This is a genomic window from Bhargavaea beijingensis (assembly GCF_900101985.1).
GTDB lineage: Bacteria > Bacillota > Bacilli > Bacillales_A > Planococcaceae > Bhargavaea > Bhargavaea beijingensis.
In genome coordinates, this window is record NZ_FNAR01000012.1 from 44915 (window position 1) to 70919 (window position 26005).

Here is a 26005-nt window from a genome sequence, read left to right on the forward strand (position 1 = left end):
TATGATGAAAAACCAGCAGAAGATCGAAAAGTCCCGGAAGATCTGTGTCGAGTGCGGTTGTGAAATCGTCGAGAAAGTCGAGTCCCTCCACCATGAATGCGAGCGTTGCGTCGGGAAATCGGAGCAGTAAACCATAAAAAAAGGAGCCACCGTCAAATGCGGTGGCTCCTTTGAATTATCGTTCAGTTACCACTGTCCCTGAAATCCGGTCATGGGGGAACAGCGCCCCGTCTTGTGCCTCAAACGCATCACGGTCTTTCAGGTAGTCGAATGTGCTGATGGTGTCCCGGTAGGCCATGCGCTTCACAATCTGTCCCGGTGTCGGTTCGGTGCTGTCTTTGTTTTCAAGGGCCAGCCCCATTGTCTTGTAGCCGATGGTCCGGCCACTGTTCCTCAGTTGGGCATATTCCAGCGCCCACATGACGGCGGTCGGGGTGACGAGGGCGTGGAAGGCCTCGCTTTTGATCTTCTTTCTCAACAGGTATTCGACGCCTGCAGTTGCGGCGGTTGATATGGCGACATCCATCAGGTAGGCCTTGAATCGTTTTTTGGTGATCGGCTTCACGATGATTCCCCCAGTTTGTACTTTATGTTTGGAATACGAGATGACAGAACGATTGGTTTCAATTATACAGAAAGACGTTTTAAGGTTTCCGATCTCTTAATCGGATAGTTTCGCTGTCTTGTCATCAGTTTAGGGTGTTTCACCCGAAGTTAGCAGGACAAGCTGTATTGGTACAAAAACAAAATCACTGTACTATAAAAGAAAACGTTGAGCTGGTTTAGAACAATAAAAAACGCCCCGGACAAAAGGTCCGGGGCGCCGTTAAGGTCGGTTGGCGTCAGTTATTCGCAGTTGCACTTGTCGCATTTGTTGCTGTAGCATTCGTGTTGTTCCTCGATCTTTTCGCCGCATTCAGTGCACATTTTCGGAGGCAGGTTTTTGAAGAACTCAACAACATTTTCAATCATTCCGCATTCTCCTCTCGAGGTGATTAGGCTAATCAGCTTCTGTTGTTGTACACATTGTATTATAACAGGTGATGACCTGTCAATGGTTTTCACCTAATTTTATAAATATTTTTTCAGGTTACTTTTTGGTGCTTACCGGCAACCTAAACGCGGGAGCGTTCCGGGGGTCTGTGATAAACTGTTTGAAGGAAACTGACAGGAGGTCGATTTCGTGAAATTCATCGACAACAAGGGCATCAACGACCCGTACATCAACCTCGCGATCGAGGAATACATCCTGAACACATTTGATACGGACAAGGATTCCTATCTGCTGTTCTACATTAACGGTCCATCCATCATCGTCGGCCGCAACCAGAACACCATCGAGGAGATCGATGCCGGCTACGTTGATAAAAACGGCATCAAGGTCGTCCGCCGGCTGTCTGGCGGCGGAGCGGTTTACCACGACCTCGGCAACCTGAACTACAGCTTCATCACGAAAGATGACGGCGAGAGCTTCCGCAACTTCAGGAAGTTCACGCAGCCTGTCGTCGACGCGCTCAACAACCTCGGCGTCAAAGCCGAACTCCAGGGCCGGAACGACCTGCTTGTCGAGGGACGCAAGATTTCAGGGAACGCCCAGTTTTCCACGCAGGGCCGCATGTACAGCCACGGCACGCTCATGTTCGATACGGACATCGGCGAAGTCGTGAACGCCCTGAAGGTCAAGAAAGACAAAATCGAATCCAAAGGCATCAAGTCCATCCGCTCACGCGTCGCGAACATTTCCGAGTTCCTCGGGGAGCCGATGACGATCGAAGAGTTTCGCCAGTACATCCTCGAGCAGATCTTCGGCGGCAAGGACAAGATTGAGTACATCGACCTTACGGAAGACGACTGGGAAAACATCAAAAAGCTGTCCGGGAAGCGTTACGGCAACTGGGACTGGAACTACGGCAAGTCGCCGAAGTTCAACATGTCCCACTCCAAACGATTCCCGGTCGGGGGCATCGATGTGAAACTGGATGTGAACAAAGGCAAGATCGAAGAAGCGGCAATCTTCGGCGACTTCTTCGGCGTCGGTGAAGTGGCCGAGATTGAAAAAGCTCTGAAAGGCGCCCAGTACAGCGCAGAAGGCATCCGAAAGGCGATCGAAGGAATCGATATCGAGAAGCTGCTCGGCGGCATCACAAAAGAAGAGTTCATCGATCTGATTTACTGATCACGCGCAGCCTGCCCAAAAGGGACCCGACAGACGCCGGGTCCCTTTTCTGGTATCATAAAAGCAGCGACAACACGGATTCCGGACGGGTGAACAGGCCGGAACCGGAATCGGAAAAGAGGGAAAAACCGTGGAACAACATCGGATCCTCATCATTGAAGACGACCGGAAAATCGCCTCGCTGCTTGCCGAGACGCTCCGGAAATACCATTACAATGTTCGGACGGCGGATGACTTCGACCGGATCTTGGAGGCGGAGGCCGAGTTCTCCCCGCACCTGATGCTGCTTGATATCAATCTGCCGTCCTATGACGGCTATTACTGGTGCCGACAGTTGCGCCAGCGGACGACCGTGCCGATTTTGTTCATTTCAGCCCGCTCCGGCGAGATGGACCAAGTGTTTGCGCTCGAAAACGGCGGGGACGACTTTATCACGAAGCCGTTCAATTACGAGATCGTCCTGGCGAAAATCAGGAGCCACCTGAGAAGGTCGTTCGGTGAATACGCACCGAAGATGGAGGAGCGCACCGTCCGGCTCGGCCGGCTGGAGCTGTATCCGGAGCGGATGGAACTGCATGCACATGGGCAGGAGATCCCTCTGCAGAAAAAGGAGTGCGTCATCCTGGAGCTTCTCCTGTCCGAATCGCCGAAGGTCGTCACGCGCGAGCGGTTCCTCGAGGAACTGTGGGATGACCAGGCGTTCGTCGACGAAAACACCCTCAATGTGAACATGACACGGGTACGCAAAAAATTGGCTGACTACGGCATCCGGTCCCAGATCGAGACGGTGCGCGGGGCGGGCTACCGGTTTATCGCCGCGCCGGAGGAAGCATGAGGGCGCTTCGCCTGTTTGTCCGGGAGCACTCGGCCTATCTTGTATTCCATGCGCTGCTGACGGTTTTCGTCCTGTCTCTTTATTGGCTGGACGGATTCCGGAACGTGGACACGGCTGTTTATTCGGTCGTGATGGTGATTATCCTGACGACGCTTTTCCTGGCGGCCCGATTTATCGGCCGGCGGGCATTCTATAATCGCATTCTGGGAAACCCGGCCAAAATGGAGGACCTCCTCATGCGGACGTCCAAATCCCCGGAAACGTCGGAAGTCGAGCGTTTCGGCCATGAGGTGTACGGCATCTACCAAAGGGAAGTGCAGGCACTGCGCTCGGAGAACGAGCGGCACGAGACATTCATGAACCAATGGGTGCACCAGATGAAGACTCCGCTGTCGGTCATCTCGCTGCTGCTGCAGGAGGAGGAAGTGGACAGGGAAGCGATCGGTGAAGAAGCGGATCGGATCCGCCGCGGCCTCGAGACCGTCCTGCTGAATGCGCGGCTTGGCACGTTTGAGCGGGACATGCAGATCGCCCGTGCGGATCTTGCCTCGCTTGTCCGGGAAGTGATCTCGGAGCACAAGAAACTGTTCATCACGAACCGGGTCTACCCGTCTGCCTCGATCGAAGAGGGATTGACGGTGACGACCGATCCGAAGTGGATGAAAACGATTATCGCCCAGTTCATCACGAATGCCGTGAAATACACACGCGACGAGGGGAAATATGTCTACTTCAGCGCTGCCAGAACGGAGGACGGCATCCGGCTGACCGTCCGGGACGAGGGGATCGGCATTCCGGCATCGGATCTGAAGCGTGTGACCCATGCATTCTTTACGGGTGAAAACGGCAGGCTGACAGGGGAGTCCACCGGAATGGGGCTGTTTATCGCGAAGGAAGTGTGCGATCAGCTCGGCCACGGCCTGGAGATCGAGTCGGAACCCGGAGAGGGGACGGCGGTGTCCGTCATCTTCAGGGAAAAGAAGGAAGAAGGAAAGGAAGAGGCGCATGCCGATCGTCAGCATTGAAGATGTCATCAAGATCTATGAGGGGAAAGTGACCCACCGGGCGCTCGACCGGCTCAGCTTCGATGTGGAGGAAGGAGAGTTCCTCGCCGTCATGGGGCCTTCCGGAAGCGGCAAGACGACGCTTCTGAACTTGATCTCCGGCATTGATATGCCGACATCGGGCAGGGTGCTGATCAAAGGAACCGATCCGGCAACTCTCCGGCCGGATGACCTGGCCCGTTTCCGGAGACGTGAGCTCGGTTTCGTCTTCCAGGACTTTAACTTGCTCCGGATGCTGACGGTTGAGGAAAACATCGTGCTGCCGCTGACGCTCGACCGGCTGCCCGTCGAGGAAATGGATGCCCGGGTCAAGGCGATCACGGCACGGCTTGGGCTGGGAGGCATCCTGCACAAGCGGCCCGATGAGATATCGGGCGGCCAGGAACAGCGCGTCGCAATCGCGCGTGCCCTCGTCCACCGGCCGTCAATCGTGCTGGCCGATGAACCGACGGGCAACCTCGACTCGAACGCGGCCCGGGAAGTGCTGGACCTGCTCGGGACGATCAACCGGGAAAACCGGACGACATTCATCATGGTGACCCATGACCCGATCGCGGCCAGCTACTGCGACCGTGTCCTCTTTATCAAAGACGGTGCCTATTATAATGAAATCCACAAGGATGATCGCCGCAGAACGTTTTTCCAGCGCATCCTGAACATGCTGTCGCTTCTGGGGGGCAACGTCGATGACCTTTCGTCAGTTCGCCTACCGTAACGTCGTCCGGAACCGCCGTATCTATGCGGCGTTCTTCCTGGCGAGCGTGTTTTCGGTCATGGTGTTTTTCCTTTACTCGATGCTCATGTTCCACCCGGGAATCGGGGAGCAATTCATCACCGGCATCACGCTGATCGGGATGACTACGGCGGACATCATCCTGTATGTGTTCATGCTGTTTTTCCTGTTTTACTCGATGCGGGCCTTTATGCAGGCGCGTTCAGGGGAATTTGCGCTCCTGCTCCAGCTCGGCATGGAGCGGCGGCAGCTCGGAAAGCTGTTGCTCCTCGAGATGCTGCTGCTCGGTGCCACGTCGACCGCCAGCGGCATTGTGCTCGGATTCACGTTCTCCAAGTACTTTTTCATGATTGTCCGGGAGCTGCTGCAACTTTCCGCGCTTCCGCTTTATGTGTCCTGGGAGCCGTTCCTCATGACGGCGGGGGCATTTTTCAGCCTGTTCCTGCTGATCGGGCTGTTGTCCGCTTATATCGTCGCCAACCGGGACATCTCTGAATTCAAGAAAGGGATCGGCGGGGAAGCGAATCCGTTCGGTTACTCGCCGGGCAGGGCGGCGGCCGGCATCCTGCTGCTGCTGTCTTCTTACGGTGCGGCACTGCTCGCGGGTCGGGTGAACGTCCTGTACCTGTCGGTGCTGCTGCCTCCCGCAGCCACGCTCGGGACGTATTATTTCTTCTCGCACTCGGTCCTGTATCTTCTCGACTTGTTCAGGGACCGGAAAAGCCTGTACTGGAAAAGGTCTCGGCTCGTATCGCTCGCAGAGACCGCTGCCAAACTCCGGGACAATGCGAACATGTTCTTTATCGTCGCGATTGTCTCGACAGTCGCCTTCCTCTCGGTCGGGACGCTTGCGAGCCTGGCGACGTACACCGCCCAGTATCGTGCGTTGAATCCGCTTGGCCTCGTCTATGAAAGCTTCCCGGGGAATCCGCATGAATATGAGCATGTGACGGGGCTGATGAAGGAATTGCAAACCGCGGGACTGGAGTACACCCATGTGCCGCTCACCGTCGCCAGGGAGGAGTCGTCCTTCTCGGGGCAACCCATCAATATCCTCCGTGAGGGCGAAGTGAACCGGCTCGCCGAGACGCTCGGCGCAGGCCCGGTGAATCTTCGGCCTGGCGAAGCGGTCTTTCTGCCGTACTCGAAGGAAGCAGCCCCGAGACTGAAGGATGCGGACATTCGGACGGAGCTTGAGGAAAGCGGCGTGGATGTCCATGTAAAGGGCGTTGTCGGCGGACTGCTGCTCCCGGCCTACAGCCTCGGGACGAATTCGATTGTCGTCAGTGAAACCGATTTTGTCAAAGTCGCCTCCGTCCAGCCAGGCAACCTGCTTCGTATCCACGCTTTCGACGTTCCGGATTGGGAAGAAACCGTCGGCATCGGTCTGGCAATCGAACAGGCGATGGTCATGTCTGAAATCCAGCAGGGAGAGGCGCTGCCGTTCTACTATAAGAACCCGGGCCTCGATTACTCGATCATCCGGTCGACATTCCACCTGCTGCTGTTGACCGGACTGCTGGTCGCCATGGTCTTCCTGCTCGCCGCGGGAAGCTTCATCTACTTTAAGCTTTACACGATGCTTGACCGCGACCGTCGCCAGGCGGCCGTCCTGAAACGGCTCGGCATGACGGAGCGAGAATTCATCAAGATTGTCAACCGCCAGCTGATCCCGCAATTCTTCCTGCCGTGGGGAATCGCCATGCTCCACAGCACATTCGCCTTCATCTCCCTGCAGGCGATCTGGAAGGAATTCGCCGACATCTCGATCCTGAACGAGATGGCCCTCGTCCTCGTCGGCTTCACGGTGATCCAGCTGCTGTATTTCTACCTGATCCGCTGGCGCTATCTGGCGCATGTGAAAGGCCCGGCTTGAGCGGTCTCAGACTGTAGACAAAGTGAGTGTATTACTCCTTTGTCTGCAGTTTTTTCCTTTCCATCAAACTCAGGAATTCCGTTGCGGGCCCATCGGCTAAAAAGTAAGTGACCGTATCATGAATTTTCATGGTTTCACTCCTTTTGGTAATCACAATATAGAGTACTTCTCTTTAATACTGAATTTTTCCTTTGGCGGTTGTCCGCCCCATATTATTGCTCTATAATAGTTAACGGGATAGTGAATGACTATTCATTCAATTCAAAATGAGGGGGATGGCTATGAATCTTGTGAAGCGGGTTCATCAGACGGCGCTAGAAGAACCGCAGAAGATTGCCTATCATTTCATGGGGAAAGACACGACTTACGCAGAGTTTGACCACACGGTCGGGCTTCTGGCGGCCGGCCTGCAGAAAAGCGGCATCGGCAAGGGTGATCACGTCGTCTTGCTGCTCGGCAACACGCCGCACTTCCTGCTGTCGCTGTACGCGACGATGCGCATCGGCGCCACGGCGGTTCCGGTGAATCCGATCTATTCGCCGGAGGAGATTGCGTTTATCGTCCGTAACAGCGACGCCAAGGTGGTCATCGCACTGGACAAGCTGCTGCCGCTGATCCGGCAGGCATCGGCTGCGTTTCCGGAGGTTGAAAGCTACCTGGTCTGCGAGACCGGGCCGGGGACGGAGGATAAAATCGAGTCTCTTCCGGAAGATGTCCGCGGAAAAGTGAAACCGTTTACACATGTGGTCGCTTTAGGGGGAGTGCCATCTGAAGCGGTGGATGTGGATGATGACGATACAGCGGTCATCCTTTACACTTCGGGAACGACGGGGCATCCGAAAGGCGCCATGCTCACACACAAGAACCTGTACTCCAATGCCCGTGACGTCGCGGACTATCTCGATTTCAGCCCGGATGACCGGGTCGTGGCGACACTGCCGGTGTTCCACGTCTTTGCGCTGACGGTCGTCGTGAATGCGCCGCTTGTGCGCGGTGCACAAGTGCTTCTTGTGCCGAAATTCAGCCCGGCCGATGTGTTCAGGATCATCCGGGAAAAAGAGGCCACGATTTTCGCCGGCGTGCCGACCATGTACAACTTCCTCTATCAATATCCGGAGGGCAAACCGGAAGACTTCAAGTCGATCAGGCGCGCGATTTCCGGTGGCTCATCACTTCCGGTCGCGCTTCTCCACAACTTTGAGGAGAAGTTCAATGTCCGCGTCTCGGAAGGCTACGGCCTGAGCGAAGCATCCCCGGTCACCTGCTTTAACCCGCTTGACCGTGAGCGCGTGCCGGGCTCGATCGGCACGAATATCATCAATGTCGAGAACAAGGTCGTCAATGAATACGGAGAAGAAGTGCAGGACGGGGAAGTGGGCGAACTGATTGTCCGCGGACCGAACGTCATGAAAGGCTACTACAAGATGCCGGAAGAAACGGCAGTCGCGCTCCGGGACGGCTGGCTCTACACAGGCGACCTCGCCCGCCGCGACGAAAATGGCTACTTCTACATCGTCGACCGCAAAAAAGACCTTGTCATTGTCGGCGGCTACAACGTCTACCCGCGCGAAGTGGAAGAAGTTCTCTACGCGCATCCGGACGTGGTCGAAGCAGCCGTCGTCGGCGTGCCGGATGCCAACTACGGCGAAGCCATCCAGGCCTACGTGGTGAAAAAGGACGGATCCGCCCTGTCGGAACAAGAACTGAAAGCCTTCAGCGCGGAAAAACTCGCGAAATACAAAATCCCGGCATCCATCGAATTTCTCGATGAACTCCCGAAAAACACAACCGGCAAAATCCTCCGGCGCTCGCTGAAGGACATGGCGGTGAATAGCAGATAATCTGATTTGGCCCGCGGATGCGGGCTGTTTTTATGAGAATGATGAATCGGGCCGTGAATGTGATGAATGCGGTCTTGAGAATGACGAACCGGCCCTCGAAAGTGATGATTGCAGCATGGAGAGTGATGAATGGTTCCTGGGGGGGCAACTCTGATGGCGGAGCGGCAACGTCTTTTCGAGTATTCGAGAGGGAGTGGAGGGATGGACTGGACGGGGTTGAATCTGAACTTATGGCAGAGGGAGTGTAACGCATGAAATATTTACAGGAAGTGATCTTGGTCGTGTCCGGTCTGTGGATGATCATCTATTTCTTTTACCCGGCCGGTTCCCAGCTGTTGCAGCTGGCATTCTGGGCCATTCCGTTCGCAATGATTTACACGGCAATCCTGATGATTGCCGTGAAGAGGAAACGAGGCTCATCAACGTCTTCATGAATTTCAGCGGTGTTTTCCGCTTCACCACCTGCTGATGTCTTAAGTAAAGAACGATATTGTTCCGCAAGTCGAAATAGTTTAGACTTATCAGTAGGTTTTGATAAAAGGGGGAGTTACTGATGAGCAAGAAGAAAATTACGGCTGAATCGCTGTTTGACCTATATTCCGTGGCGAATCCGAATCTGTCGCCGGTGGGCGGCCGGGCGGTGTTCGTTCGGACACATCTGGACAAGGAAGAAAACAAGTACGTTTCGAATCTGTTCCATGTGGATTTGGCATCCGGGGAGTTGACGCAGTGGACGTACGGCAAGGACCGGGTGAGCAGCCCGGAGTGGTCCGCGGATGGTACGAAGATTGCCTTCCTGTCCGACCGTGACGGCAAAAATCAGCTTTACGTGCTGAGCGCGAAAGGCGGAGAGGCGGAGCGGGTGACCGATTTTGCAAACGGAGTCTCGGCATTTGCGTGGTCGCCGTGCGGCAAGAAAGTGTGGGTGAACGGAGCGGTCAAGAAAGACAAATCGTTCACGGACAAGGATGAGGAGAAAAAGGATAAAAAGCCGGAGCCGGTCGTGATCGAAAAGATGAAGTACAAGGCGGACGGGCTCGGCCTCCTGCCCCAGGACCAGTTCCGCCAGATCGGTGTCGTAGATCTTCAATCGGGTGCAGTGACGACATTCACGGAGGGAGACCATCAATACGGCCTGAACGCAGTATCGCCTGACGGAAAACAGATCGTGTTCAGCGTCAACCGCGCGGAAAATCAGGACTTCGAGTTCCGCGGTGCGCTTTATCTCGCCGATGTGGAGACGAAAGAAGAGAAGACCCTCATCGACCGGGACGGGTATTACGGTGGGGCGACATTCTCGCCGGACGGCAAGAAGATCGCCTTTATCGGTGCGGATCGCAGGCTCGAGAATGCGACGCATGCGGATGTGTACGTGTATGATGTGGCATCCGGATCCCTGACCGTTTTGACGGAATCACTCGATGCGCCGGTCGGCGACCTGGTCGCGGCCGACTTCCAGCAAGGTGTCGAAGCCCCGGCCGCCGTCTGGGCGGGGAACGATGTGCTCTACTTCCAGGTGTCCGTGATGGGCGATGTCCGCCTTTATTACGCAACGCTTGAAGGGGAACTCTATCCGGCAACACCCGAAAACGAGCATGTTTACGGCTATGACGTCGCAAAAGACGGCAAGACGGCGCTTCTCACGGCGAGCAATCCGGTCCATCCGGGCGAGCTGTATCTCCAGGAAATCACGACGGGCGAGCGGAAGGCATTGACCTCATTTAATCAGGCGTTCATCGGAGAACACGAACTTGCCAAGCCGGAACCGATCGTTTTCAAGGGGCCGAAGGATTGGGACGTCCACGGCTGGATCATGAAGCCGGCCGGGTATGAAGAAGGAAAGAAGTACCCGCTCATCACGGAAATCCACGGCGGGCCGCACACGATGTATGCGAACACGTTCTTCCACGAATTCCAGGTGCTTGCCTCCGAAGGCTATGGCGTGCTCTACGTCAACCCGCGCGGCAGCCATGGCTATAGCCAGGAGTTCGTCGACGCGGTGCGCCGCGACTATGGGAACGGCGATTACCAGGATATCATGGCGGGCGTCGACTATGCGATCGAACATAACGACTGGATCGATACCGACCGTCTCGGCGTCACCGGAGGCAGCTACGGCGGTTTCATGACGAACTGGATCGTCGGCCACACCGACCGTTTCAAGGCGGCGGTCACGCAGCGCTCGATCTCGAACTGGATCAGCTTCTTCGGGGTTTCCGACATCGGCTACTACTTCAGCGAATGGCAGCACGGCGCGGTGATGGATGACGTGGAAGGGCTCTGGGACATCTCTCCGCTCAAATACGCGGCCAATGTCAACACGCCGCTCCTCATCCTCCACAGCGAGAAAGACTTCCGTTGCCCGATCGAACAGGCGGAGCAGCTGTTCATCACGCTGAAGCATATGGGCAAAGAGACGGTCTTCGTCCGCTTCCCGGAAGCCGATCACAACCTGTCCCGCACCGGCAAGCCGAACCTGCGCATCGAGCGCCTGAACCAGATCACAGGATGGTTCGGGAAGTACCTGTAAGAGAGGGAAGAATTATTTGAGCTATACCGAAAATGGCACGACAATCCGCCCTGTGAAAAAGGCGGACCTCAAACGCATGTGGGAATTGAGTTTCCGCGACAAAGACCCGGAGTGGAAAAAATGGGACGCCCCGTATTATCCTCATGAGCCGTTGGAGTGGGAAGCGTTCTATGATAGAAAAGATAAACTCATCGACCAGGACGACTACTGGCTGATCGAACACGAAGGCACCATCGTCGGCATGGTCGGCTATTACTGGGAACACAAGCCCTCCCTTTGGCTCGAGATGGGCATTGCCATCTACGACCCGGCCTACTGGAACGGCGGCATAGGCACGACCGCCTTTAAACTGTGGCGCGACCACCTGTTCAACACCATGCCGCTCGTCCGGACGGGGTACACCACCTGGTCCGGCAACGAGCGCATGATCCGGGCCGGAGAGAAACTCGGCTTCAAGATGGAAGCCCGCATCCGCAAAGTCCGCTACTGGAACGGGACGTTCTACGACTCGATCCGGATGGGGATGCTGCGGGAGGAGTGGGAGGAACTGCGGACCCAATAAGAGAAGTCAGCAGGGAACATGTTGCCCTGCCGAATTCCCCATTTCCAGTCCTATCAGGCACTTTAGTATACCTTTCTTCTCTTTAAGAAGGAGAACCCAATACAAATTCAGAGTACAGGCTAATCAATCTGAGAGGTGTAGTGACTTCATGGACAGGAAGACGTTTTGGAAGTTGATCGAGGAATCCAAAAGGCATGATGAGCAGGCAGAGTGGCTGATTGAAAAGCTGTCTCAAACAAATCTTGAAGAAGCACTTGGTTTTGAATTTGTCGTTTGGTGAAGAGCCTTTAGGGTGAAAGGTAACAGGTCGGCTTCCCTGATCTATACCATCAAAACAAGCAGGCAGTGATGTTCTACTGCCTGCTTGTTCACATTTAACTGTTATTCAATCATGAACAGAGCACCGCCGAATAGTAACAGCTTTTTGCGGAAATACCTTGCGCGACGGTTATCCATGAATAGCAATTTTTCGGTTTTTCGTGATCAGGATTCAGTCTTTAACTTTTCAAATCCACATAAATCGATCCATTGTTGAATTGCCTTGATCACGTCTTGGAATGCTAAGCCGTTCGGAGTTAACCCATATTCCACTTTTTTTATGGAAGAATCAATGAATTTCTTATAAACCAAGCCTGCCTCTACCAACTCATTTAACCGATCCGTCAGCAACCGGTCGGAAATTCCAGGAATCATGGAGTGAATTTCATGATATCTTTTTGGACCAGTGATTAACGTATAAATAATCATCCCCATCCAGCGTTTCCCGATAAATTCAATCGCTTGATGATAGGTACTGCAACTATGTGAACAATTTTGTCGGGTCATATTATTCATCTCCTTTTCTGTGAGTTCGCTTCCTCCATTGTAGCATATCCGATTTTTCATTTGACACTTTAACTTACTAATGGTAAGGTTCTTTCTGAAAACTAATAATTAGTAAGTTGACAGGAGGAAATATAATGACAACAGCAACTAAAGATTTATATACACTTATGAGTGAAAGAAAATCTGTACGTAAATATGATCCGACCTTTAAAATGACACAAGCGGAACTGGAAGAAATCCTTGCGCTTGCAACAAGTGCACCATCTTCAAGCAACCTGCAGTCTTGGAGATTCATTGTTTTTCAAGACGAGGCAACGAAAAAAGAACTTCGTGCAATTGCAAACGATCAGGAGCAAGTTGAAACAGCTTCAGCCGTGATTGCCGTTATCGGGGATTCCGATATGTATAAAAATGTGGAAAAAATCGCTGCCCAAAACGTAGCAGAAGGTCATATGGATGAAAATCAGAAAAACACGATGATCAACAATGCGATGAACCTCTATCCATATGCACCAGCAGAACTTAGACGGAATATCGCTTCATTTGATGCAGGACTTATCTCCATGCAAATCATGTTAATCGCAAAAGAAAAGGGCTATGATACCGTACCGATGGCTGGATTTGATATGGCGAAATTTGCAGAGCGCTTTGAGTTGCCCGAACATCATCACCCAATTGCACTGATTGCTATCGGTAAAGCAGTTGCGCCGGCATATGGCACATCACGTATGCCGGTAAAAGATATTGCCCGTTTTATTTAACTTGTTCAATCTTCAATACAATAAAAACTCCGGTGAATGTCATAACCAAGAGTGCACCATCAGCAGAGTCACTTAGATTCTGCTGATTTTTTTGATAGTGTCGGAATAAGGAGCGCCGAATCATTCGAAGATTTGATGGAATCGTTGAAATTTGGAGTGTATTGCGATAAAGTGGTCATCATCAGAATACATATGGATTCCTTTTTCATCTTTGAGGTGAAATAGAATCCCACAGAGAAGCCGGAAAGCTGGCTTCTCTGTGGGATTTTGTATTGTATGATTTCTGTATAGGAGGACAAAGATGCTTGCCGCTTTGATTCACGGGATTGTTTTGGCTTTCGGGCTGATTTTGCCGCTCGGCGTACAAAATGTATTTATCTTTAACCAGGGGGCGGCGCACCGCAGGCTTTCACGGGCTTTGCCGGCAGTCATCACTGCCGGTGTCTGTGATATGCTCCTCATTCTCCTGGCGGTGACCGGCGTGTCGCTGATCGTCTTCAGCTTTGCCTGGCTGAAGAACCTGATTTTCCTGGTCGGCTTCGTTTTCATGGTATACATGGGCTGGTCGATTTTCCGAAGCGCTTCCGGAACTGGGGAAGGGAGGAGGGAGGCGCTCACCACCAAGGAACAGATCCTCTTCGCCGCTTCGGTTTCCCTGCTGAATCCCCATGCCATTCTGGACTTGATCGGGGTCATCGGACCGAGTTCGCTGGCGTACGAAGGGAACCGGCTTATCGTGTTTACGGCCGCGTGTATCGGGGTTTCCTTCGTCTGGTTTTTTGGCTTGGCAATAGCCGGCCGGTTGATCGGGGGCTTCGATACAGACGGCAACCTCATCAGGAGGCTCAATCAGCTCTCTGCGCTCATCATCTGGGGAATTGCCGTTTATTTGGGAATCCAGCTTATGGAGAGCGTGTAGTTCCTGCATCCAATAGGGTCCGAACTCAAAAAGACTGCTCACCGGGCTGCATCTCAGACTGTTGCCATAAATCTGAAGAGAGTGGCCTGCTGGACCTGGGAGTCACCGGAACCGGCCTGAAGGTCGGTCATCCCAATGGCGGCGAGGGCCCGCAGCGGAAATCCGGAGGATTTTATGGAAAAGAAAAAAACTGCAGACAAAGGAGTAATATACTCACTTTGTCTACAGTCTGAGGCAGCGCACCGGGCGCTGCCTCTTTCCTGGGGTTATTTACTTTCGGAACGCAATGGCCACAGCAATCGAAGCGAGACCTGCGACAATCGCAAGGGGGATGGCCCTTGCACTTAATTCGGCGGCGATGTACGAGGATTGAAGAATTGCAACCAGGCCGATGGTTGTGACGGCCAGGAGGAAAACCAGTCCCCACTTCACAATCTGTCCCGGCATGTGCAGACCTTCCTTCCGGTGGTTTTTCCTGATCACTCATACCTCAACGCTTCGATCGGGCTCAGCTTGGACGCTTTGTTGGCCGGCAGGATGCCGAACACGATTCCGATCATTGAAGAAAAGAGGATACCGATGATGACGACTAACGGGTTGATGATCGGGGAGAACGGCAGAAACTGGGCGGCGATGGCGGTTACAAGTGCCGCGAAGCCGATCCCGATCAGCCCGCCGAGTGATGTCAGTGTCACGGACTCGATCAGAAACTGCCGGAGAATCTGGCCGCGTGTCGCGCCGAGCGCCTTGCGGAGACCGATCTCCCTTGTGCGTTCCGTGACGGAGACGAGCATGATGTTCATGACCCCGATGCCGCCGACGAGAAGCGAGATGCCGGCGATGCTGCTGATGAACAGCGTGATCGTCGCATAGAAGCTGTCGAACTCCTCGACGTAAGCGGACATGTCTTCGGCGACATACATGCCTTCTTCGCTTCCGATGACCTCATTCAGCTTATCGGCAGCGGCAAACCCGGTTTCCGTCAAGGTGTCTGGCTGGTCAGCGATGACGTTGATCGTATCGATCTCCGGGCTCCCGAACATCATGGAGATGAGCGTGCGGGGCATCAGCATCTGGCCATTCGAGAATTCATCCATGTGACGGAACTCCGGGGGCAGCGTGGATTCATACACCCCGACCACTTTATACGGATTGTCATTGATGTCGATGATTGCGCCGACCGCTTCTTCATCCGCCCCGAACATGTTCTCTCTTGTGAGGGAATCAATCATCGCGACGCGTGAGTAACTGTCGTTGTCGCGTGTATTCAGGCGGCGGCCCTCCAGTAGGGTGAGGTCTTTGGCGATAAAGTATTGATTGTCGACGCCGAGGATTTCCATTTCGGCCGAGTGTTCGTTATGGTTCATCGTTCCCCAGCCGCTGTTTGTGCCGAGCACATATTTCACGCCGGGCACTTCTTTTACTGTGTCCAGCTGTTCGGTGGTCACTGCCGGGGGTTCCACCCAGATCATCTCCCCGTTTTCCTCGATCGCCGCCTGTTCAAAATAAAGGGGGATGGCATTCTCGTCCGTGCTGAACAGCTCATCCGCCATCTGTTTCCGGGCTCCGTCGCCGATTGCGACGACGATGATGACGGCGCTGACGCCGATGATGATGCCGAGCATGGTCAGGACCGACCGGATTTTGTGGTTCCAGATGGAGGACAGGGCGATGACGAAACTTTCCCATACGTTCATGAGGTCACCTTCCTGTCTTCCACAATGAGGCCGTCACGCAAAACGATGACGCGGTCTGTGTAGGCTGCAATCTCTTCTTCATGGGTGACGATGATGACGGTTTTGCCCTCACGGTTCAGTTCTGTGAGCAGTTCCATGATCTGTGCGCCGGTCTTTGAGTCAAGAGCTCCTGTCGGTTCATCTGCCAGGATGACGGTGGGCTGGTTGACCAGTGCGCGGGCGATGGCGACACGCTGTTTCTGGCCGCCCGACAGTTCGCTCGGAAGATGCCCCGTCCTGTCGGTCAGGCCGACCTTTTCCAGCAGGCCCAGAGCCCGCTCAGACCGCTCTTTTTTCGAAACGCCGGCATAAAGCAGGGGCGTTTCGACGTTTTTCTGGGCGTTCAGGCGGGGAAGCAGGAAAAACTGCTGGAACACAAAGCCGATATGCTTGTTGCGCAGGCCCGCCAGCTGTTTTTCATTGGCCTGCTTCACGTCTTCTCCGTTCAGGGAATAGGTGCCGCCAGTCTGCTTGTCGAGGAATCCGATGATATTCATCAGTGTCGATTTGCCGGAACCTGACGGTCCCATGATCGCCACGAATTCGCCGTCCCCGATTTCCAGGTCCAGGCCCCGAAGTACCGGGACAGAAAGGCTTCCGCTCCCATATGTCTTGGTAATCTGAGAAAGCCTGATCATGTTAGGCCTCCTCCGATTCGGAGTCTTCCGGCTCCGTTTCTTCCGGGGCGTCCCCGTCTTCTGCCGGCTCCGTTTCCATTTCTGTCTCTGTTTCTGTTTCATCCATTGTGTCCGGGTCTTCCATGCCTTCGTCCATCGTCATGAAATCCGGCACTTCCTGGCCGGGTTCCAAGTTTTTCATCGCGATCACATAAGGGTTTGTGACGACCAGGTCGCCGGGTTCCAGTCCTTCCGCAACGCCTGCAAACTCGTCATTCATCTCGCCGAGCACAACCGGGCGCTTTTCCAGAATGTTTTCCTGGCTGATCACATAGACGAACTCATTTCCTTCGTCATCCATATCCAGCGCCATATGAGGAATGGCCAATTGTTCACTTTGTTCCAGGTCGGAGACGTTGATTTCAAGAGACACATGGAAGCCCTGGCGCAGTTCCTTCGTATCGCCGGCGATGGTTACAGTGAACGGGTACATCGTCACATTGCCGCCGCCACCTCCGTATTCATCCATGGCGCTCTGGTCGCCTTCAGGAAACTGGGAGATCGATTCGATGCTGCCCTCCCATGTCTGGTCTTTAAAGACCTTGGGGCGGATGACAACGGGTTGTTCGGGTTTGACTTTCACCGTGTCAAACTCGCTCATCGTCCCGATCACCTTGAACGGGCCGCTGGAAATAATGTGGACGACCGGTTCGGCGGATCCGTTTTCGGACGGTTCCACGTTTTTATTGACTTTTACGACAGTGCCGGCGATTTTGCTTTTGACAGTCAGTTTTTCTTTCTGGACCGCCAGTTCATCAATCGCCTGCTGGGCCGAGCCGATTTCATCTTTGATGCCTTCGATATCCATTTCAAGCTGGACGATTTCCTTGGATGCCGCACTGAGCTCTTCTTTTGTGACATCCTTATTTTTCTTCATATCATTCAGTTGTCTGCGCGCCGCCGTCAATTCATCGTTCGCGATGGCCAGACGCTTATTCGTCAGATCGCGCGTCCGGACAGCTTTATTGTATTCGCTGTTCACTGCTGAGTCATCGTATGCATACAGCGGGGTGTCCGCTTCGATCACCTGGTTTTCTGATACGAGAAATTCTTTTACTTCACCGTTTTCTGCCTCATGGAACACTTTCTGTTCATCGCTCGGGATGATCTGACCCGTGACAAGAATGCTCTCACCCAGTTCCTGTGTTGCGGCAGCCTGCACCATCACCGGCTCGTCATGCTCTTCGGATGCACCGGAAGCAAATAGCCGGTCCTTGAAGATAAATGCCGTTGCGGCCAGCAACACCACGGCGAGAACAGCGATGCCTGCCCAAATCAATACTTTCTTTTTCATCTTTCCCCCCTGAATGATCGGGCACAATTGGTATCTGTTTTTCTGTGCCCTTTATTTTTTGACCCTTAGTGAAGCCATAAAAAATACTTCTCACGCCATTGATTCAACAGTTAGTTGAAATCCAAAAAACGGCAGAGCGCTTCTCAAATGATTATACAATATTTTCCGTTTAAAAGAACCCTATAAAAAGGATATACTTGATAAAAATTTGATATAATGTAGTTATTTTTTCGGACTTATTTCGAATGCACTCTTCTCCATCTATAATGGAGATTCAAAATGGTCGCTTGGCTCGAAGGAAAGGACGGCGCTGCTTACATGACTTGGGACGTATTGAATATCATCGGCACCCTCGCTTTCGCCATCAGCGGAGCCATCGTCGCGATGGAGGAGGACTTTGATATCTTCGGCGTGATGATCCTGGGGTTCACGACGGCGTTTGGTGGAGGGACAGTCCGCAATCTGCTGATCGGAATCCCGGTCGATCTGATTTGGACACAGGGCAACCTGTTTATCCTGGCCTTCAGCGCCATCCTGGTGGTGTTTCTGTTTCCCAATCACTGGTGGATCCACTACTGGAATCGTTGGGGCATCTTCTTTGATGCCATCGGACTGGCCGCATTCGCCATTCAGGGCGCTTTCATGGCTGTCGAATCCGGTGCATCGCTCGCCGGAGTCATTGTCGCCGCGACCATGACCGGGGCAGGCGGAGGGATGATCCGCGATCTGTTCGCAGGAAGGAAACCGATGATCTTCCGGGATGAGATTTATGCACTCTGGGCAGCGCTCGGCGGCCTGCTGATCGGACTCGGCATGATCGAAGGCGCCTGGATGACGGGCAGCCTGCTGGCGGCAATCGTGGTTCTGCGGATGTTGTCCGTGACTTATAAATGGCACTTGCCGAAAAGTTCCCTGACGTGATGGGGGCGAGTGCTTTCAAATGAGGCATGGGTGCATCGAAAATGAAGTGAAGTGATTCACCTGTTGAATATTCCGTGGAAGATTTCGTTACAGGCTCGGGAATATTTCCCGTTAGATCATCGATCCAGGTGCCGCCGATTCCCGGAATCCATCGGATCAGGGAATGAATGCATCGCTGGGGAATTTTGAAAGAGTTACCGGAATACCTTATAATCGGATAAAACGAAAGAGTCGGAAAACAGCTGTCAGTTTTTTTCTGTCTGCGTTTATCATTCTAGCTCGCTCCAATCCCCCTGAGCGGGCTTTGCTGGAAAGGAGCCTTCATAGTGATTCGTCCAATTTGATCCCTCTCCAGAACTCAATTCGCACGTTCTGATTAAACGGGGGATAAAACCATGACAGCCAAAAACAATGTCGCCCTTTTGGTCGCCGGCCAGTCATTGGCGAACATTGGCGATATTCTTTATATCGTTACCATCATCAACTTTGTATATATCTTGACGGGATCCGCTGCCGTTGCTTCAGTGATCCCGTTCACAGTTACTTCCGCGATGTTTGTATCGAGCTTACTGACGCCGCTACTAACCGGGAGGATCGGGCTAAATCGGCTGCTGGCGGCGACGCAGGGCCTGAAGACAGCAATGATGGCGGGTTTCGGGTTGATGCTGCCGCTCCTCAATGTGTCCAATTACTATTTCATTTTCCTTGTGATTGCACTCGTTGCGCTTTGCGACGGCTGTTCAAACCCGGTTTCTCAGGCGCTGATTCCTCATTATGTGGAACCGGAGCGGCTGGTCAAGGCAAACGGCGTATTCGAAGGCGTATACCAGACGATCAATACGGTCATGTGGCTAGCCGGCGGAGCTTTCTTGCTATTCATGGATTCCGGCCAATTGATCTGGACGGTTGCCCTGCTGTTTCTTTTGTCGAGCGTGCTCCTCAGTTTATTGGACAGGGTGGAGCACCGGGCGGAAAGCGAGTCGCCTTCAAGCGGACAGCAGCTGAAAGAGGGCTGGATTACCCTGTTCCAAGTACCCGTCCTGAAACGGGTCGCTGTGATTGAACTGCTTGAGACGTTTGCGGGAGCCGTCTGGATTGCTGCGATCCTGTATGTCTACGTCAGCGATGTGCTACAGGCCGGCCAGCAATGGTGGGGCTTTATCAATGGCACATTTTTCATGGGGTTGATTCTCGGGGGTCTGCTTTTTGTCCGGTTCGATGAGTTTGCGGATCGCCATCTGGCAAAAGTCATGTTCGGAGGTCTGGCGGCCGGGACGGCTGCCACTGCCCTATTCGGAATCACTGCGATACCGGGAGCAGCCCTTGCACTCTCGTTTCTGGTCGGTCTCGGCGTACAACTGGTCGGCATTCCTAAACAGACGATCATCCAGACGAGCATCCCTGAAGACAAATTGGCAACTGTCTACAGCTCTCTCGGAGCGCTCGGCACATTGACGTTCGGGGTGGCTTCTCTGCTGATCGGAATCACTGCCGAATGGCTCGGCGTGAAAAGTGTTTACTTGCTTTCCGCCCTGTTACTGGCCGTTGCGGCATTGATCGTTTTCAGCAGCAGAAAGATACTGAGCAAGGGGATACAGTAAATCAGTTACGCTTTGAAAACAAGCAGGCATTGCTTCATATCGCCTGCTTGTTGTTTTTTTAATGAAAGGATGTCAGTGACATGACAGTAGACCAGATGAAAGATGTGATCAGGAATAGGAAGGCATATTGCACAGAAGAAAACTTTATCGGAATTGGTTCGACCCGGAAGACCTATAGCAGAGGTGGAATGGTTATCAAGATTCACCTGTATCCTATCGGGTATCTGCAATTCAAAATGAAGCGAATATTTACTGCGCCATGAAGGAGAAGGGCTGGATCCGCTGTTTGCGGCGGTCCATCGTACCGATGAACGGATTTCCGTCCGACAATATAACACGCTCATCGCTCCAAAGAATGTCCAATCAATTGAAATCGATGTGAAAAAGATCAATACTTCATCCCTGAACGGTATGAGAAAGCTTTACAGACGCTCGACCGGGAATTCGACCGCTTCGCCTTAATAGACAGTTACAATTACGGTTTGAATGAACAAGACAAGCTCATCTTTACCGTATCGATTTTCAGCATGACCAAATCGCTGCCAAATCGCTGTATGAAAACGAATGGGTGCCATTTGCAGAATCCGGCGTACTTCTGCAAAACGACTTCGACATTTGTAAAGTCTGCGGAGAGCAAAAAGAACTCCGGAAGTATGGAGAAGATGAACGGGATGAGAGATGTTATTCTTGCGAGAAGGAATTAGTAACGAGTGAACTCTTGTTCAGAAAGAGTGCAATATGCTATTAGGAGCTTAAGGCGGCTGAGGTTATTTTTAGCATATATTCTAAGTTGGGGACGAGGAAGAACAATATTTGGTAAACATTATGGAGGTACACATGAACTTGAATAGCGAAGAGGAATTTCTCAATCTTATTAGTGAAGATGATTGGATGATGGATATTTTACTCACAGTTAAATCCTTGGATTTACCTGATTGGTGGGTGTGTGCTGGATTTATCCGTTCGAAAATATGGGATACATTACATGGTTATCGCTATAGGACACCTCTGACTGAAATAGATGTCATTTATTTTAATGATAAAAATAAAGATGAGGCTGAAGAGAAAGAGTTGGAGCGAAAGTTGAATAAACTACGTCCTAACGTTCCTTGGTCAGTAAAGAACGAAGCTAGAATGCACTTTGTTAACGGTATCCCTCCTTATTTATCTTCTATAGATGCAATATCTAAATTTCCTGAAACAGCAACAGCCTTAGGGTTAAAGTTAGATGAACAGAACAACTTAATTCTGACAGCACCACATGGTATCGACGATGTTATAAATTTGAAGGTAAAGCCAACAGATTATTTTAAAAAGGACGAAGATCGCATGGCTATTTACAAAGAACGGTTAGTAACAAAAAATTGGAAAACAATATGGTGGAACTTAAAGATTCAGCATTAGTATCTAGTTTATTATTGCTTGTCTTGCGATTGATTGAGCGTATGGCGGTTGTTTGCACTGACCTCAGTCTCAGTGGCCTGTTACCTCAAGTAAGTCAAACGCACAACAAGGGAGCCTGCCGTTTTTCTCAAGGATTGAAAGAAGCTTAAACGAATCAGTAACCTTAATGTATTTTTTTACCAGTTTATGTACATAAGTAATATACTGGTTTCCGTAAAAGATGCTCCATTTGAATCATAAATCTGTTCCTGAAGTCATCGATCCGCCTCTGTCCTTCCTCCATTCCTCCCGTTTATAACTTAAGTTGAAGGATTTTCCTATTCCCTTTAGAATAAGAGATGACAAAAGTATTCGATTACAGTTTGTTTTTTGTCATCATTTTGATTTGTTGGTTGGTATGAAGAAATACATATAGAGTAGGAGGTCTTTCAATGAAAGCGGACTTCGGACAAGTGGCGAAGGGCTATGCGCTCTACAGAAATGACCTGACGGAAGAGATATTCAGGGGCTTGGAGTTGAGGGGGATCAACTTCCGGGGCCGGTCGGTTGCGGACCTCGGGGCGGGAACCGGCGTCCTTTCGCGGATGCTTCAGGAGCAGGGGGCAGTGGTGACGGGCGTCGAGCCGTCCGCCGAACTGATCAGGGAAGCCAAGCTCATTGATCAGGAATGCGGTATGGATGTTGACTATGTGAACCGGTACGCGGAAGATACCGGCCTGCCCGGACATTCTTTTGATGCTGTGACCGCACTGCGGGCGTGGCACTGGTTCGACGGACCGACCGTCCTCAAAGAAGCAAAGAGGATTCTGAGGCCCGGCGGGGACCTTCTGATCATGGATTCCGGATTTGTCAGTGCAGATCCGGTTGTCCAAGAGACGATCGCCCACTTGAGAAAAGCGATCCCCGGGCGGATTAAGCCTGCAGGCAGAAAGGCGGATTCCACCCAATCCATCAGCAGTTTCCCCGTGGAGTGGTTCGCGGAATGGCAGTCGCACGGATTTGACCTGAAAGAGCTGTACAACGAGAGCTACACGGTGGCATTCACGTTGGACACTTGGTGCGAGCGACTCAAGACGCTTTCCTGGATGCTGCACCTGGAAGAGGGCGAGCGGAAACAGATTATGGACAGCCTAAAGCCCGACCTGTCCCGGCTTTTTGGAGACAGGACCTATGAAATCGACCATAAATTCCATGTGGTCTGGTTGAAGAATGCATGAGGAGGAATGGCGATGGTGAAAAAAAGCTTGCGCTACAGTCTCTTCCTCTTCCCTTGCTTAACGCTGTCGCAGTTTATTTTTAACAGAGAAGTCGAATGGGGGATGGTGATCGCTATAAGTACCCTAGCCGGCCTGTTTAACCTTTTGTGGGATTGGGCGAAGGTGCCCTATCAATGGAAAAAAAGCGGTGATTGAGCCAATCCGTTCAGGCGGTGGTATACTCGATTGGAAAACGGTTAGACCGGAGGAGCGAAGGCATGTGTTGATTACAGAAGAAGCCAAGGAGCTTTTGCAGCCATTTCTCGAGGCGCGCGGCCTGGAAGGGCTGCGCCTCACGGTGGAGACGGGCGAGTTTGGTCCTCAGTTTGCCATCACTTTCGACGAGCCGCAGGAGTTCGATGTTGTGCAGGAAATCAAGGGGATCCGCGTGGCGATCGATGCACAGCTGAGCGACACGGACCTTCTGACGCTTGACGTCGAAGAAACGCCTGAAGGTCGGGGCATTGTCCTGCGGAACTGAACAGAGACTAAAAACAGGAGCATCCGGGGGGGATGCTCCTGTTTTTAGTGATGCAAATAAGTGCTCAGTTCCTCTTTTAATGAATGGTTGAACTGGACCCAGTGATCGAGGTGATGGTGATTCAGCTCTTTTGCGAGGTTCGGCTTGATGCCGATCAGCTTGATGACATTGCCGGTCATGAAGTTCAGGGTCTTGACCAGCATGATAAACTTATCGATGCCATCCGCATGCACTTCTCCTACGGCTGTCAGATCAAAAAGGATCGCTTCATAATTTCCTCTGAAGACGGATTGCAGACAACTGTCGGAAATGGCATTGATTTTGTCAGCTGTGATATCGCCGAACAAAGGAATCATGCAGAGCGTATCGGAAAGCGGGATAAACGGACCGGATAGTTCATCCATCCGTCTGAGCACTTGTTCAAGCTCATCTTTTTTCTCCAATAACTCGAAATCGGTAGAAGCCAGACGGATTTGGATGCTGGCCAGTTTTTCGATCAGTTCTTCATTGGAACGGTCTTTCTGAACGAACATCATCGTGGCGCGGTTTTCTGTGTCCCACTGAAGGTAAACGTCGAACAGGACAAGGGGATTCTTTTTGGTCTTCATATTCAGTTCCATTTTGACCGGAACCGGCCCGGACTCCGAACTTATCCGGCCCAGCTTGCTGATTGAGCCCTCATCAACCAGCGATCTGATGTGCGCTTTGCTCAGGTCAAAATGGTCTTCGGCAAGGGCCGAATAACTGACGATTCTTCCGTCCCTGTTAACTTTCAAACACGGGAGAGGAAGGGATAGGTTCAGTCGTTCCACTCTGCTGTCCTCCCATCACATGGTGTCGGATCCATGTTTCTGTTTCCGGCAAATCCCGAAGAATGACCGTGTCCCCGGTGCAGTACGGCCGCAGGTCATACAGGTCTGCCAGGCGACCGCCAAGCAGGACGGCCGGTTTTTCCGGCAGCCGGCTGAAAGCCTCAGCATACTCCCGGAGTTGCGGCAGATGGTAAACCATGCTGACGGATAAGCCGATTACGTCCGGCTTCCAGGCTTCTGCTGTCTGGACGGCATATTCCAAAGGCAGGCTGGGCCCAAAATACCGGGTGTCCCAGCCATGCTCCCGGAACAGGCTGTCGACCATTTTCAGTCCGAGGTAGTGCTGTTCGCCGTCGAGGCATAGGAACATCGCCCTGCCGGCGGATGGTTTTTTTTCGCTGCCGAACGAAAGCTTTGAAAGGATGAAGTCACACGTCGCGGTCGCCAGGTGTTCATCGGCAACCGTGATTTCATTGGATTCCCATAAATGGCCGATATGCCGCATCGCGGGCGTCATGAGGTTATGGTAAACATCCGGCTTGGAAGAGCCGGAATACTTCTCGATACACGCCCATGCCTTGTCCGGATCGCCTTCGAGCAGGCAGGATGCGAGCATTTCAATATGAGTCAATTACCCACCTCTTCCGTTTCGCTTTTTCCTTTGAGAATCTCGATCGCCCTCATCAGGTATTGGCAGTAGCTTTTGGCCGGTTCACTGTTGTCTTCCGCGAGCAGGGACTTGATCATCCCGAAGTTATCGACAAGATGCTCCGTCTTCATGCCGTGCCGGGTCAAGATGCCGTCCAGCCAGACGGCGTAATCGGAGAACACTTTCGTCTCGTCCAGCTCATAGGCGGTCCGGAGGTGTCTCATATGATGGTGGTTATCTTCCCGGCATTTTGCCTTTCCCTGTTCACCAAAACGTTCCAGGAGGGCCGGTTCAAGCCGGTAGATTTCTTCGGTCACCTGATCGACGATCTCATCCACATTCACTTGGCCACCACCTGACATTTGGCCACCTTCGGAATGATGGCGGCCAGTTCCTGATCCGGATACTTTTTCTCAAGTTCATGGATCCTCCGGAAGTCTTCACTCCGTGCCCATTTCAAATAGTTTTCCTTAGTATCAAAAAATAGCTGTACAGTCAGTTCCCCCGGGCGCCTTTCGTTCTGCAGCAACAGGAAATCAACGAACCCCTCGGCCTCGTCGACCAGACGGGAGCGGTTTTGATAAATTCCGATGACTTCCTCCGCTTTGTCCGGGGGAACATCAAATGTTGAAAATACGGTATACATCAGCTTCCCCCTTTTTCCAGTTCATCGTGTGTCGCAAGTTTAACATACCGGGAGAGTGGTTGCGTCCCTCACGAATTCCCGGCCAATATGAAAAACGGCAGGGGCACCCGAACGGATGCCCCTGCCATTTTGCCATCACCAGTCAAACAGACGGCCGAATGATCGGCCGACCCATGTCAGAATCCCCCAGAGAATCCTGAATGGCCACACAAGCAGTTCAGGGAACCACAGGAAACATTCCGTAATGACGCTTTTGTCTTTTTTCTTTTTTTGTCTTTGCCCTTCCTGTTCCTTGCCTTGCATGAGCCGGTCGCCTCCTGTTTGGGATGTATGTCTTGCCGCTTATACGGTTCAAGAGCCGGTGAGGTTTCAGGAAATCCGCGGAAGGGGAGGGAAATCGGCATAG

The 26005-nt window shown here is 52.5% G+C and carries 31 protein-coding genes; 19 read left to right on the plus strand and 12 right to left on the minus strand.

Features of this window, described 5'->3' with window-relative positions:
• Position 1: 1 nt before the first annotated feature.
• A complete protein-coding gene (locus BLT01_RS15320) occupies positions 2–130 on the plus strand; it encodes a hypothetical protein (protein WP_008300729.1) in 129 nt (42 codons plus the stop codon).
• Between the two features lie 45 nt (positions 131–175).
• Here the strand turns inward: BLT01_RS15320 and BLT01_RS09980 are convergent, their stop codons facing one another.
• Both BLT01_RS09980 and yhfH read right to left on the minus strand, forming a co-directional pair.
• Positions 176–565: an RDD family protein gene (locus BLT01_RS09980; protein ID WP_092097539.1), complete on the minus strand. Its 390-nt coding sequence runs from the start codon at positions 563–565 to the stop codon at positions 176–178.
• 281 nt (positions 566–846) lie between these two features.
• Positions 847–972, minus strand: coding sequence for a protein YhfH (gene yhfH, locus BLT01_RS09985; protein WP_092097540.1), 126 nt, complete (start codon positions 970–972; stop codon positions 847–849).
• Positions 973–1183: 211 nt separating this feature from the next.
• On the opposite strand from yhfH, the gene BLT01_RS09990 reads away from it, so the two are divergent.
• From BLT01_RS09990 to BLT01_RS15055, 10 genes are all read left to right on the plus strand, one after another.
• Positions 1184–2176, plus strand: coding sequence for a lipoate--protein ligase (locus BLT01_RS09990; protein ID WP_092097541.1), 993 nt, complete (start codon positions 1184–1186; stop codon positions 2174–2176).
• 130 nt (positions 2177–2306) lie between these two features.
• The gene (locus tag BLT01_RS09995; RefSeq protein ID WP_092097542.1) at positions 2307–3011 is read left to right on the plus strand and encodes a response regulator transcription factor; all 705 of its coding nucleotides are present in this window, start codon (positions 2307–2309) and stop codon (positions 3009–3011) included.
• The gene (locus tag BLT01_RS10000; protein ID WP_092097543.1) at positions 3008–4036 is read left to right on the plus strand and encodes a sensor histidine kinase; all 1029 of its coding nucleotides are present in this window, start codon (positions 3008–3010) and stop codon (positions 4034–4036) included. Before BLT01_RS09995 ends, BLT01_RS10000 begins: the two co-directional genes overlap by 4 nt.
• Positions 4017–4790 carry an ABC transporter ATP-binding protein gene (locus tag BLT01_RS10005; protein ID WP_092097544.1) on the plus strand — a complete coding sequence of 258 codons (774 nt, stop codon included), beginning with the start codon at positions 4017–4019 and terminating at the stop codon, positions 4788–4790. Before BLT01_RS10000 ends, BLT01_RS10005 begins: the two co-directional genes overlap by 20 nt.
• The gene (locus BLT01_RS10010; RefSeq protein ID WP_092097545.1) at positions 4762–6684 is read left to right on the plus strand and encodes an ABC transporter permease; all 1923 of its coding nucleotides are present in this window, start codon (positions 4762–4764) and stop codon (positions 6682–6684) included. The genes BLT01_RS10005 and BLT01_RS10010 overlap by 29 nt, the downstream gene beginning before the upstream one ends.
• Before the next feature lie 281 nt (positions 6685–6965).
• Positions 6966–8525 carry a fatty acid--CoA ligase family protein gene (locus BLT01_RS10015; RefSeq protein ID WP_092097546.1) on the plus strand — a complete coding sequence of 520 codons (1560 nt, stop codon included), beginning with the start codon at positions 6966–6968 and terminating at the stop codon, positions 8523–8525.
• A 251-nt stretch (positions 8526–8776) separates the two neighbouring features.
• On the plus strand, positions 8777–8959 hold the full coding sequence (locus BLT01_RS10025) for a hypothetical protein (RefSeq protein WP_092097548.1): 183 nt from the start codon (positions 8777–8779) through the stop codon (positions 8957–8959).
• A 119-nt stretch (positions 8960–9078) separates the two neighbouring features.
• Positions 9079–11055, plus strand: coding sequence for a S9 family peptidase (locus tag BLT01_RS10030; protein ID WP_092097549.1), 1977 nt, complete (start codon positions 9079–9081; stop codon positions 11053–11055).
• A gap of 16 nt (positions 11056–11071) precedes the next feature.
• A complete protein-coding gene (locus tag BLT01_RS10035) occupies positions 11072–11617 on the plus strand; it encodes a GNAT family N-acetyltransferase (RefSeq protein WP_092097550.1) in 546 nt (181 codons plus the stop codon).
• A 148-nt stretch (positions 11618–11765) separates the two neighbouring features.
• Positions 11766–11897, plus strand: a complete 132-nt coding sequence (locus BLT01_RS15055) for a DUF4240 domain-containing protein (RefSeq protein WP_125903602.1) — start codon at positions 11766–11768, stop codon at positions 11895–11897.
• A 203-nt stretch (positions 11898–12100) separates the two neighbouring features.
• On the opposite strand, the gene BLT01_RS10040 is transcribed toward BLT01_RS15055, so the two are convergent.
• Positions 12101–12442, minus strand: coding sequence for a winged helix-turn-helix transcriptional regulator (locus tag BLT01_RS10040; RefSeq protein WP_245696914.1), 342 nt, complete (start codon positions 12440–12442; stop codon positions 12101–12103).
• A gap of 134 nt (positions 12443–12576) precedes the next feature.
• Here BLT01_RS10040 and BLT01_RS10045 point away from each other — a divergent pair, with 134 nt between their 5' ends.
• Positions 12577–13203 carry a nitroreductase family protein gene (locus BLT01_RS10045; protein WP_092097551.1) on the plus strand — a complete coding sequence of 209 codons (627 nt, stop codon included), beginning with the start codon at positions 12577–12579 and terminating at the stop codon, positions 13201–13203.
• A 301-nt stretch (positions 13204–13504) separates the two neighbouring features.
• The gene (locus BLT01_RS10050) at positions 13505–14122 is read left to right on the plus strand and encodes a LysE/ArgO family amino acid transporter (RefSeq protein ID WP_092097552.1); all 618 of its coding nucleotides are present in this window, start codon (positions 13505–13507) and stop codon (positions 14120–14122) included.
• Positions 14123–14392: 270 nt separating this feature from the next.
• Here BLT01_RS10050 and BLT01_RS15230 read toward each other — a convergent pair whose 3' ends face one another.
• Genes BLT01_RS15230 through BLT01_RS10065 form a run of 4 tightly spaced genes read right to left on the minus strand, consistent with a single transcriptional unit; the run spans position 14393 to position 17829 of the window.
• Positions 14393–14569, minus strand: a complete 177-nt coding sequence (locus BLT01_RS15230; RefSeq protein ID WP_176765114.1) for a hypothetical protein — start codon at positions 14567–14569, stop codon at positions 14393–14395.
• Positions 14570–14601: 32 nt separating this feature from the next.
• Positions 14602–15819 carry an ABC transporter permease gene (locus BLT01_RS10055; protein WP_092097553.1) on the minus strand — a complete coding sequence of 406 codons (1218 nt, stop codon included), beginning with the start codon at positions 15817–15819 and terminating at the stop codon, positions 14602–14604.
• Positions 15816–16496, minus strand: a complete 681-nt coding sequence (locus tag BLT01_RS10060) for an ABC transporter ATP-binding protein (protein WP_092097554.1) — start codon at positions 16494–16496, stop codon at positions 15816–15818. The genes BLT01_RS10055 and BLT01_RS10060 overlap by 4 nt, the downstream gene beginning before the upstream one ends.
• A gap of 1 nt (position 16497) precedes the next feature.
• A complete protein-coding gene (locus tag BLT01_RS10065) occupies positions 16498–17829 on the minus strand; it encodes an efflux RND transporter periplasmic adaptor subunit (RefSeq protein WP_092097555.1) in 1332 nt (443 codons plus the stop codon).
• A gap of 318 nt (positions 17830–18147) precedes the next feature.
• Here BLT01_RS10065 and BLT01_RS10070 point away from each other — a divergent pair, with 318 nt between their 5' ends.
• From BLT01_RS10070 to BLT01_RS10100, 6 genes are all read left to right on the plus strand, one after another.
• Entirely contained in the window at positions 18148–18750 is a 603-nt protein-coding gene (locus tag BLT01_RS10070) for a trimeric intracellular cation channel family protein (RefSeq protein ID WP_092097585.1), read from the plus strand.
• A 395-nt stretch (positions 18751–19145) separates the two neighbouring features.
• Positions 19146–20351: an MFS transporter gene (locus BLT01_RS10075; protein ID WP_092097556.1), complete on the plus strand. Its 1206-nt coding sequence runs from the start codon at positions 19146–19148 to the stop codon at positions 20349–20351.
• An 837-nt stretch (positions 20352–21188) separates the two neighbouring features.
• A complete protein-coding gene (locus tag BLT01_RS10085) occupies positions 21189–21755 on the plus strand; it encodes a nucleotidyltransferase family protein (RefSeq protein ID WP_092097586.1) in 567 nt (188 codons plus the stop codon).
• A gap of 431 nt (positions 21756–22186) precedes the next feature.
• A complete protein-coding gene (locus BLT01_RS10090) occupies positions 22187–22972 on the plus strand; it encodes a class I SAM-dependent methyltransferase (protein ID WP_092097558.1) in 786 nt (261 codons plus the stop codon).
• Between the two features lie 12 nt (positions 22973–22984).
• A complete protein-coding gene (locus tag BLT01_RS10095) occupies positions 22985–23167 on the plus strand; it encodes a hypothetical protein (protein WP_092097559.1) in 183 nt (60 codons plus the stop codon).
• Between the two features lie 64 nt (positions 23168–23231).
• Positions 23232–23492 (plus strand): adhesin, encoded by a 261-nt coding sequence (locus tag BLT01_RS10100; RefSeq protein WP_092097560.1) that lies wholly within the window; start codon positions 23232–23234, stop codon positions 23490–23492.
• Between the two features lie 44 nt (positions 23493–23536).
• Here the strand turns inward: BLT01_RS10100 and BLT01_RS10105 are convergent, their stop codons facing one another.
• From BLT01_RS10105 to BLT01_RS15235, 5 genes are all read right to left on the minus strand, one after another.
• Positions 23537–24304, minus strand: coding sequence for an STAS domain-containing protein (locus BLT01_RS10105; protein WP_092097561.1), 768 nt, complete (start codon positions 24302–24304; stop codon positions 23537–23539).
• On the minus strand, positions 24258–24935 hold the full coding sequence (locus BLT01_RS10110; protein WP_092097562.1) for a cobalamin B12-binding domain-containing protein: 678 nt from the start codon (positions 24933–24935) through the stop codon (positions 24258–24260). The genes BLT01_RS10105 and BLT01_RS10110 overlap by 47 nt, the downstream gene beginning before the upstream one ends.
• Entirely contained in the window at positions 24932–25297 is a 366-nt protein-coding gene (locus BLT01_RS10115; protein ID WP_092097563.1) for a globin family protein, read from the minus strand. Before BLT01_RS10115 ends, BLT01_RS10110 begins: the two co-directional genes overlap by 4 nt.
• A complete protein-coding gene (locus BLT01_RS10120; RefSeq protein WP_092097564.1) occupies positions 25294–25599 on the minus strand; it encodes an antibiotic biosynthesis monooxygenase family protein in 306 nt (101 codons plus the stop codon). Before BLT01_RS10120 ends, BLT01_RS10115 begins: the two co-directional genes overlap by 4 nt.
• A gap of 135 nt (positions 25600–25734) precedes the next feature.
• Positions 25735–25902, minus strand: a complete 168-nt coding sequence (locus BLT01_RS15235; protein WP_176765115.1) for a hypothetical protein — start codon at positions 25900–25902, stop codon at positions 25735–25737.
• Between the last annotated feature and the right edge of the window lie 103 nt (positions 25903–26005).

Excerpts from the sequence above, each read along its gene's own strand:
- BLT01_RS15320 (WP_008300729.1), top strand. The coding sequence starts at position 2 with ATGATGAAAAACCAGCAGAAGATCGAAAAGTCCCGGAAGATCTGTGTC.
- yhfH (WP_092097540.1), bottom strand. The coding sequence starts at position 972 with ATGATTGAAAATGTTGTTGAGTTCTTCAAAAACCTGCCTCCGAAAATG.
- BLT01_RS10000 (WP_092097543.1), top strand. The coding sequence starts at position 3,008 with ATGAGGGCGCTTCGCCTGTTTGTCCGGGAGCACTCGGCCTATCTTGTA.
- BLT01_RS10005 (WP_092097544.1), top strand. The coding sequence starts at position 4,017 with ATGCCGATCGTCAGCATTGAAGATGTCATCAAGATCTATGAGGGGAAA.
- BLT01_RS10010 (WP_092097545.1), top strand. The coding sequence starts at position 4,762 with ATGACCTTTCGTCAGTTCGCCTACCGTAACGTCGTCCGGAACCGCCGT.
- BLT01_RS10015 (WP_092097546.1), top strand. The coding sequence starts at position 6,966 with ATGAATCTTGTGAAGCGGGTTCATCAGACGGCGCTAGAAGAACCGCAG.
- BLT01_RS10025 (WP_092097548.1), top strand. The coding sequence starts at position 8,777 with ATGAAATATTTACAGGAAGTGATCTTGGTCGTGTCCGGTCTGTGGATG.
- BLT01_RS10030 (WP_092097549.1), top strand. The coding sequence starts at position 9,079 with ATGAGCAAGAAGAAAATTACGGCTGAATCGCTGTTTGACCTATATTCC.
- BLT01_RS15055 (WP_125903602.1), top strand. The coding sequence starts at position 11,766 with ATGGACAGGAAGACGTTTTGGAAGTTGATCGAGGAATCCAAAAGGCAT.
- BLT01_RS10040 (WP_245696914.1), bottom strand. The coding sequence starts at position 12,442 with ATGACCCGACAAAATTGTTCACATAGTTGCAGTACCTATCATCAAGCG.
- BLT01_RS10045 (WP_092097551.1), top strand. The coding sequence starts at position 12,577 with ATGACAACAGCAACTAAAGATTTATATACACTTATGAGTGAAAGAAAA.
- BLT01_RS10050 (WP_092097552.1), top strand. The coding sequence starts at position 13,505 with ATGCTTGCCGCTTTGATTCACGGGATTGTTTTGGCTTTCGGGCTGATT.
- BLT01_RS15230 (WP_176765114.1), bottom strand. The coding sequence starts at position 14,569 with ATGCCGGGACAGATTGTGAAGTGGGGACTGGTTTTCCTCCTGGCCGTC.
- BLT01_RS10055 (WP_092097553.1), bottom strand. The coding sequence starts at position 15,819 with ATGAACGTATGGGAAAGTTTCGTCATCGCCCTGTCCTCCATCTGGAAC.
- BLT01_RS10060 (WP_092097554.1), bottom strand. The coding sequence starts at position 16,496 with ATGATCAGGCTTTCTCAGATTACCAAGACATATGGGAGCGGAAGCCTT.
- BLT01_RS10065 (WP_092097555.1), bottom strand. The coding sequence starts at position 17,829 with ATGAAAAAGAAAGTATTGATTTGGGCAGGCATCGCTGTTCTCGCCGTG.
- BLT01_RS10070 (WP_092097585.1), top strand. The coding sequence starts at position 18,148 with ATGACTTGGGACGTATTGAATATCATCGGCACCCTCGCTTTCGCCATC.
- BLT01_RS10075 (WP_092097556.1), top strand. The coding sequence starts at position 19,146 with ATGACAGCCAAAAACAATGTCGCCCTTTTGGTCGCCGGCCAGTCATTG.
- BLT01_RS10085 (WP_092097586.1), top strand. The coding sequence starts at position 21,189 with ATGAACTTGAATAGCGAAGAGGAATTTCTCAATCTTATTAGTGAAGAT.
- BLT01_RS10090 (WP_092097558.1), top strand. The coding sequence starts at position 22,187 with ATGAAAGCGGACTTCGGACAAGTGGCGAAGGGCTATGCGCTCTACAGA.
- BLT01_RS10095 (WP_092097559.1), top strand. The coding sequence starts at position 22,985 with ATGGTGAAAAAAAGCTTGCGCTACAGTCTCTTCCTCTTCCCTTGCTTA.
- BLT01_RS10120 (WP_092097564.1), bottom strand. The coding sequence starts at position 25,599 with ATGTATACCGTATTTTCAACATTTGATGTTCCCCCGGACAAAGCGGAG.
- BLT01_RS15235 (WP_176765115.1), bottom strand. The coding sequence starts at position 25,902 with ATGCAAGGCAAGGAACAGGAAGGGCAAAGACAAAAAAAGAAAAAAGAC.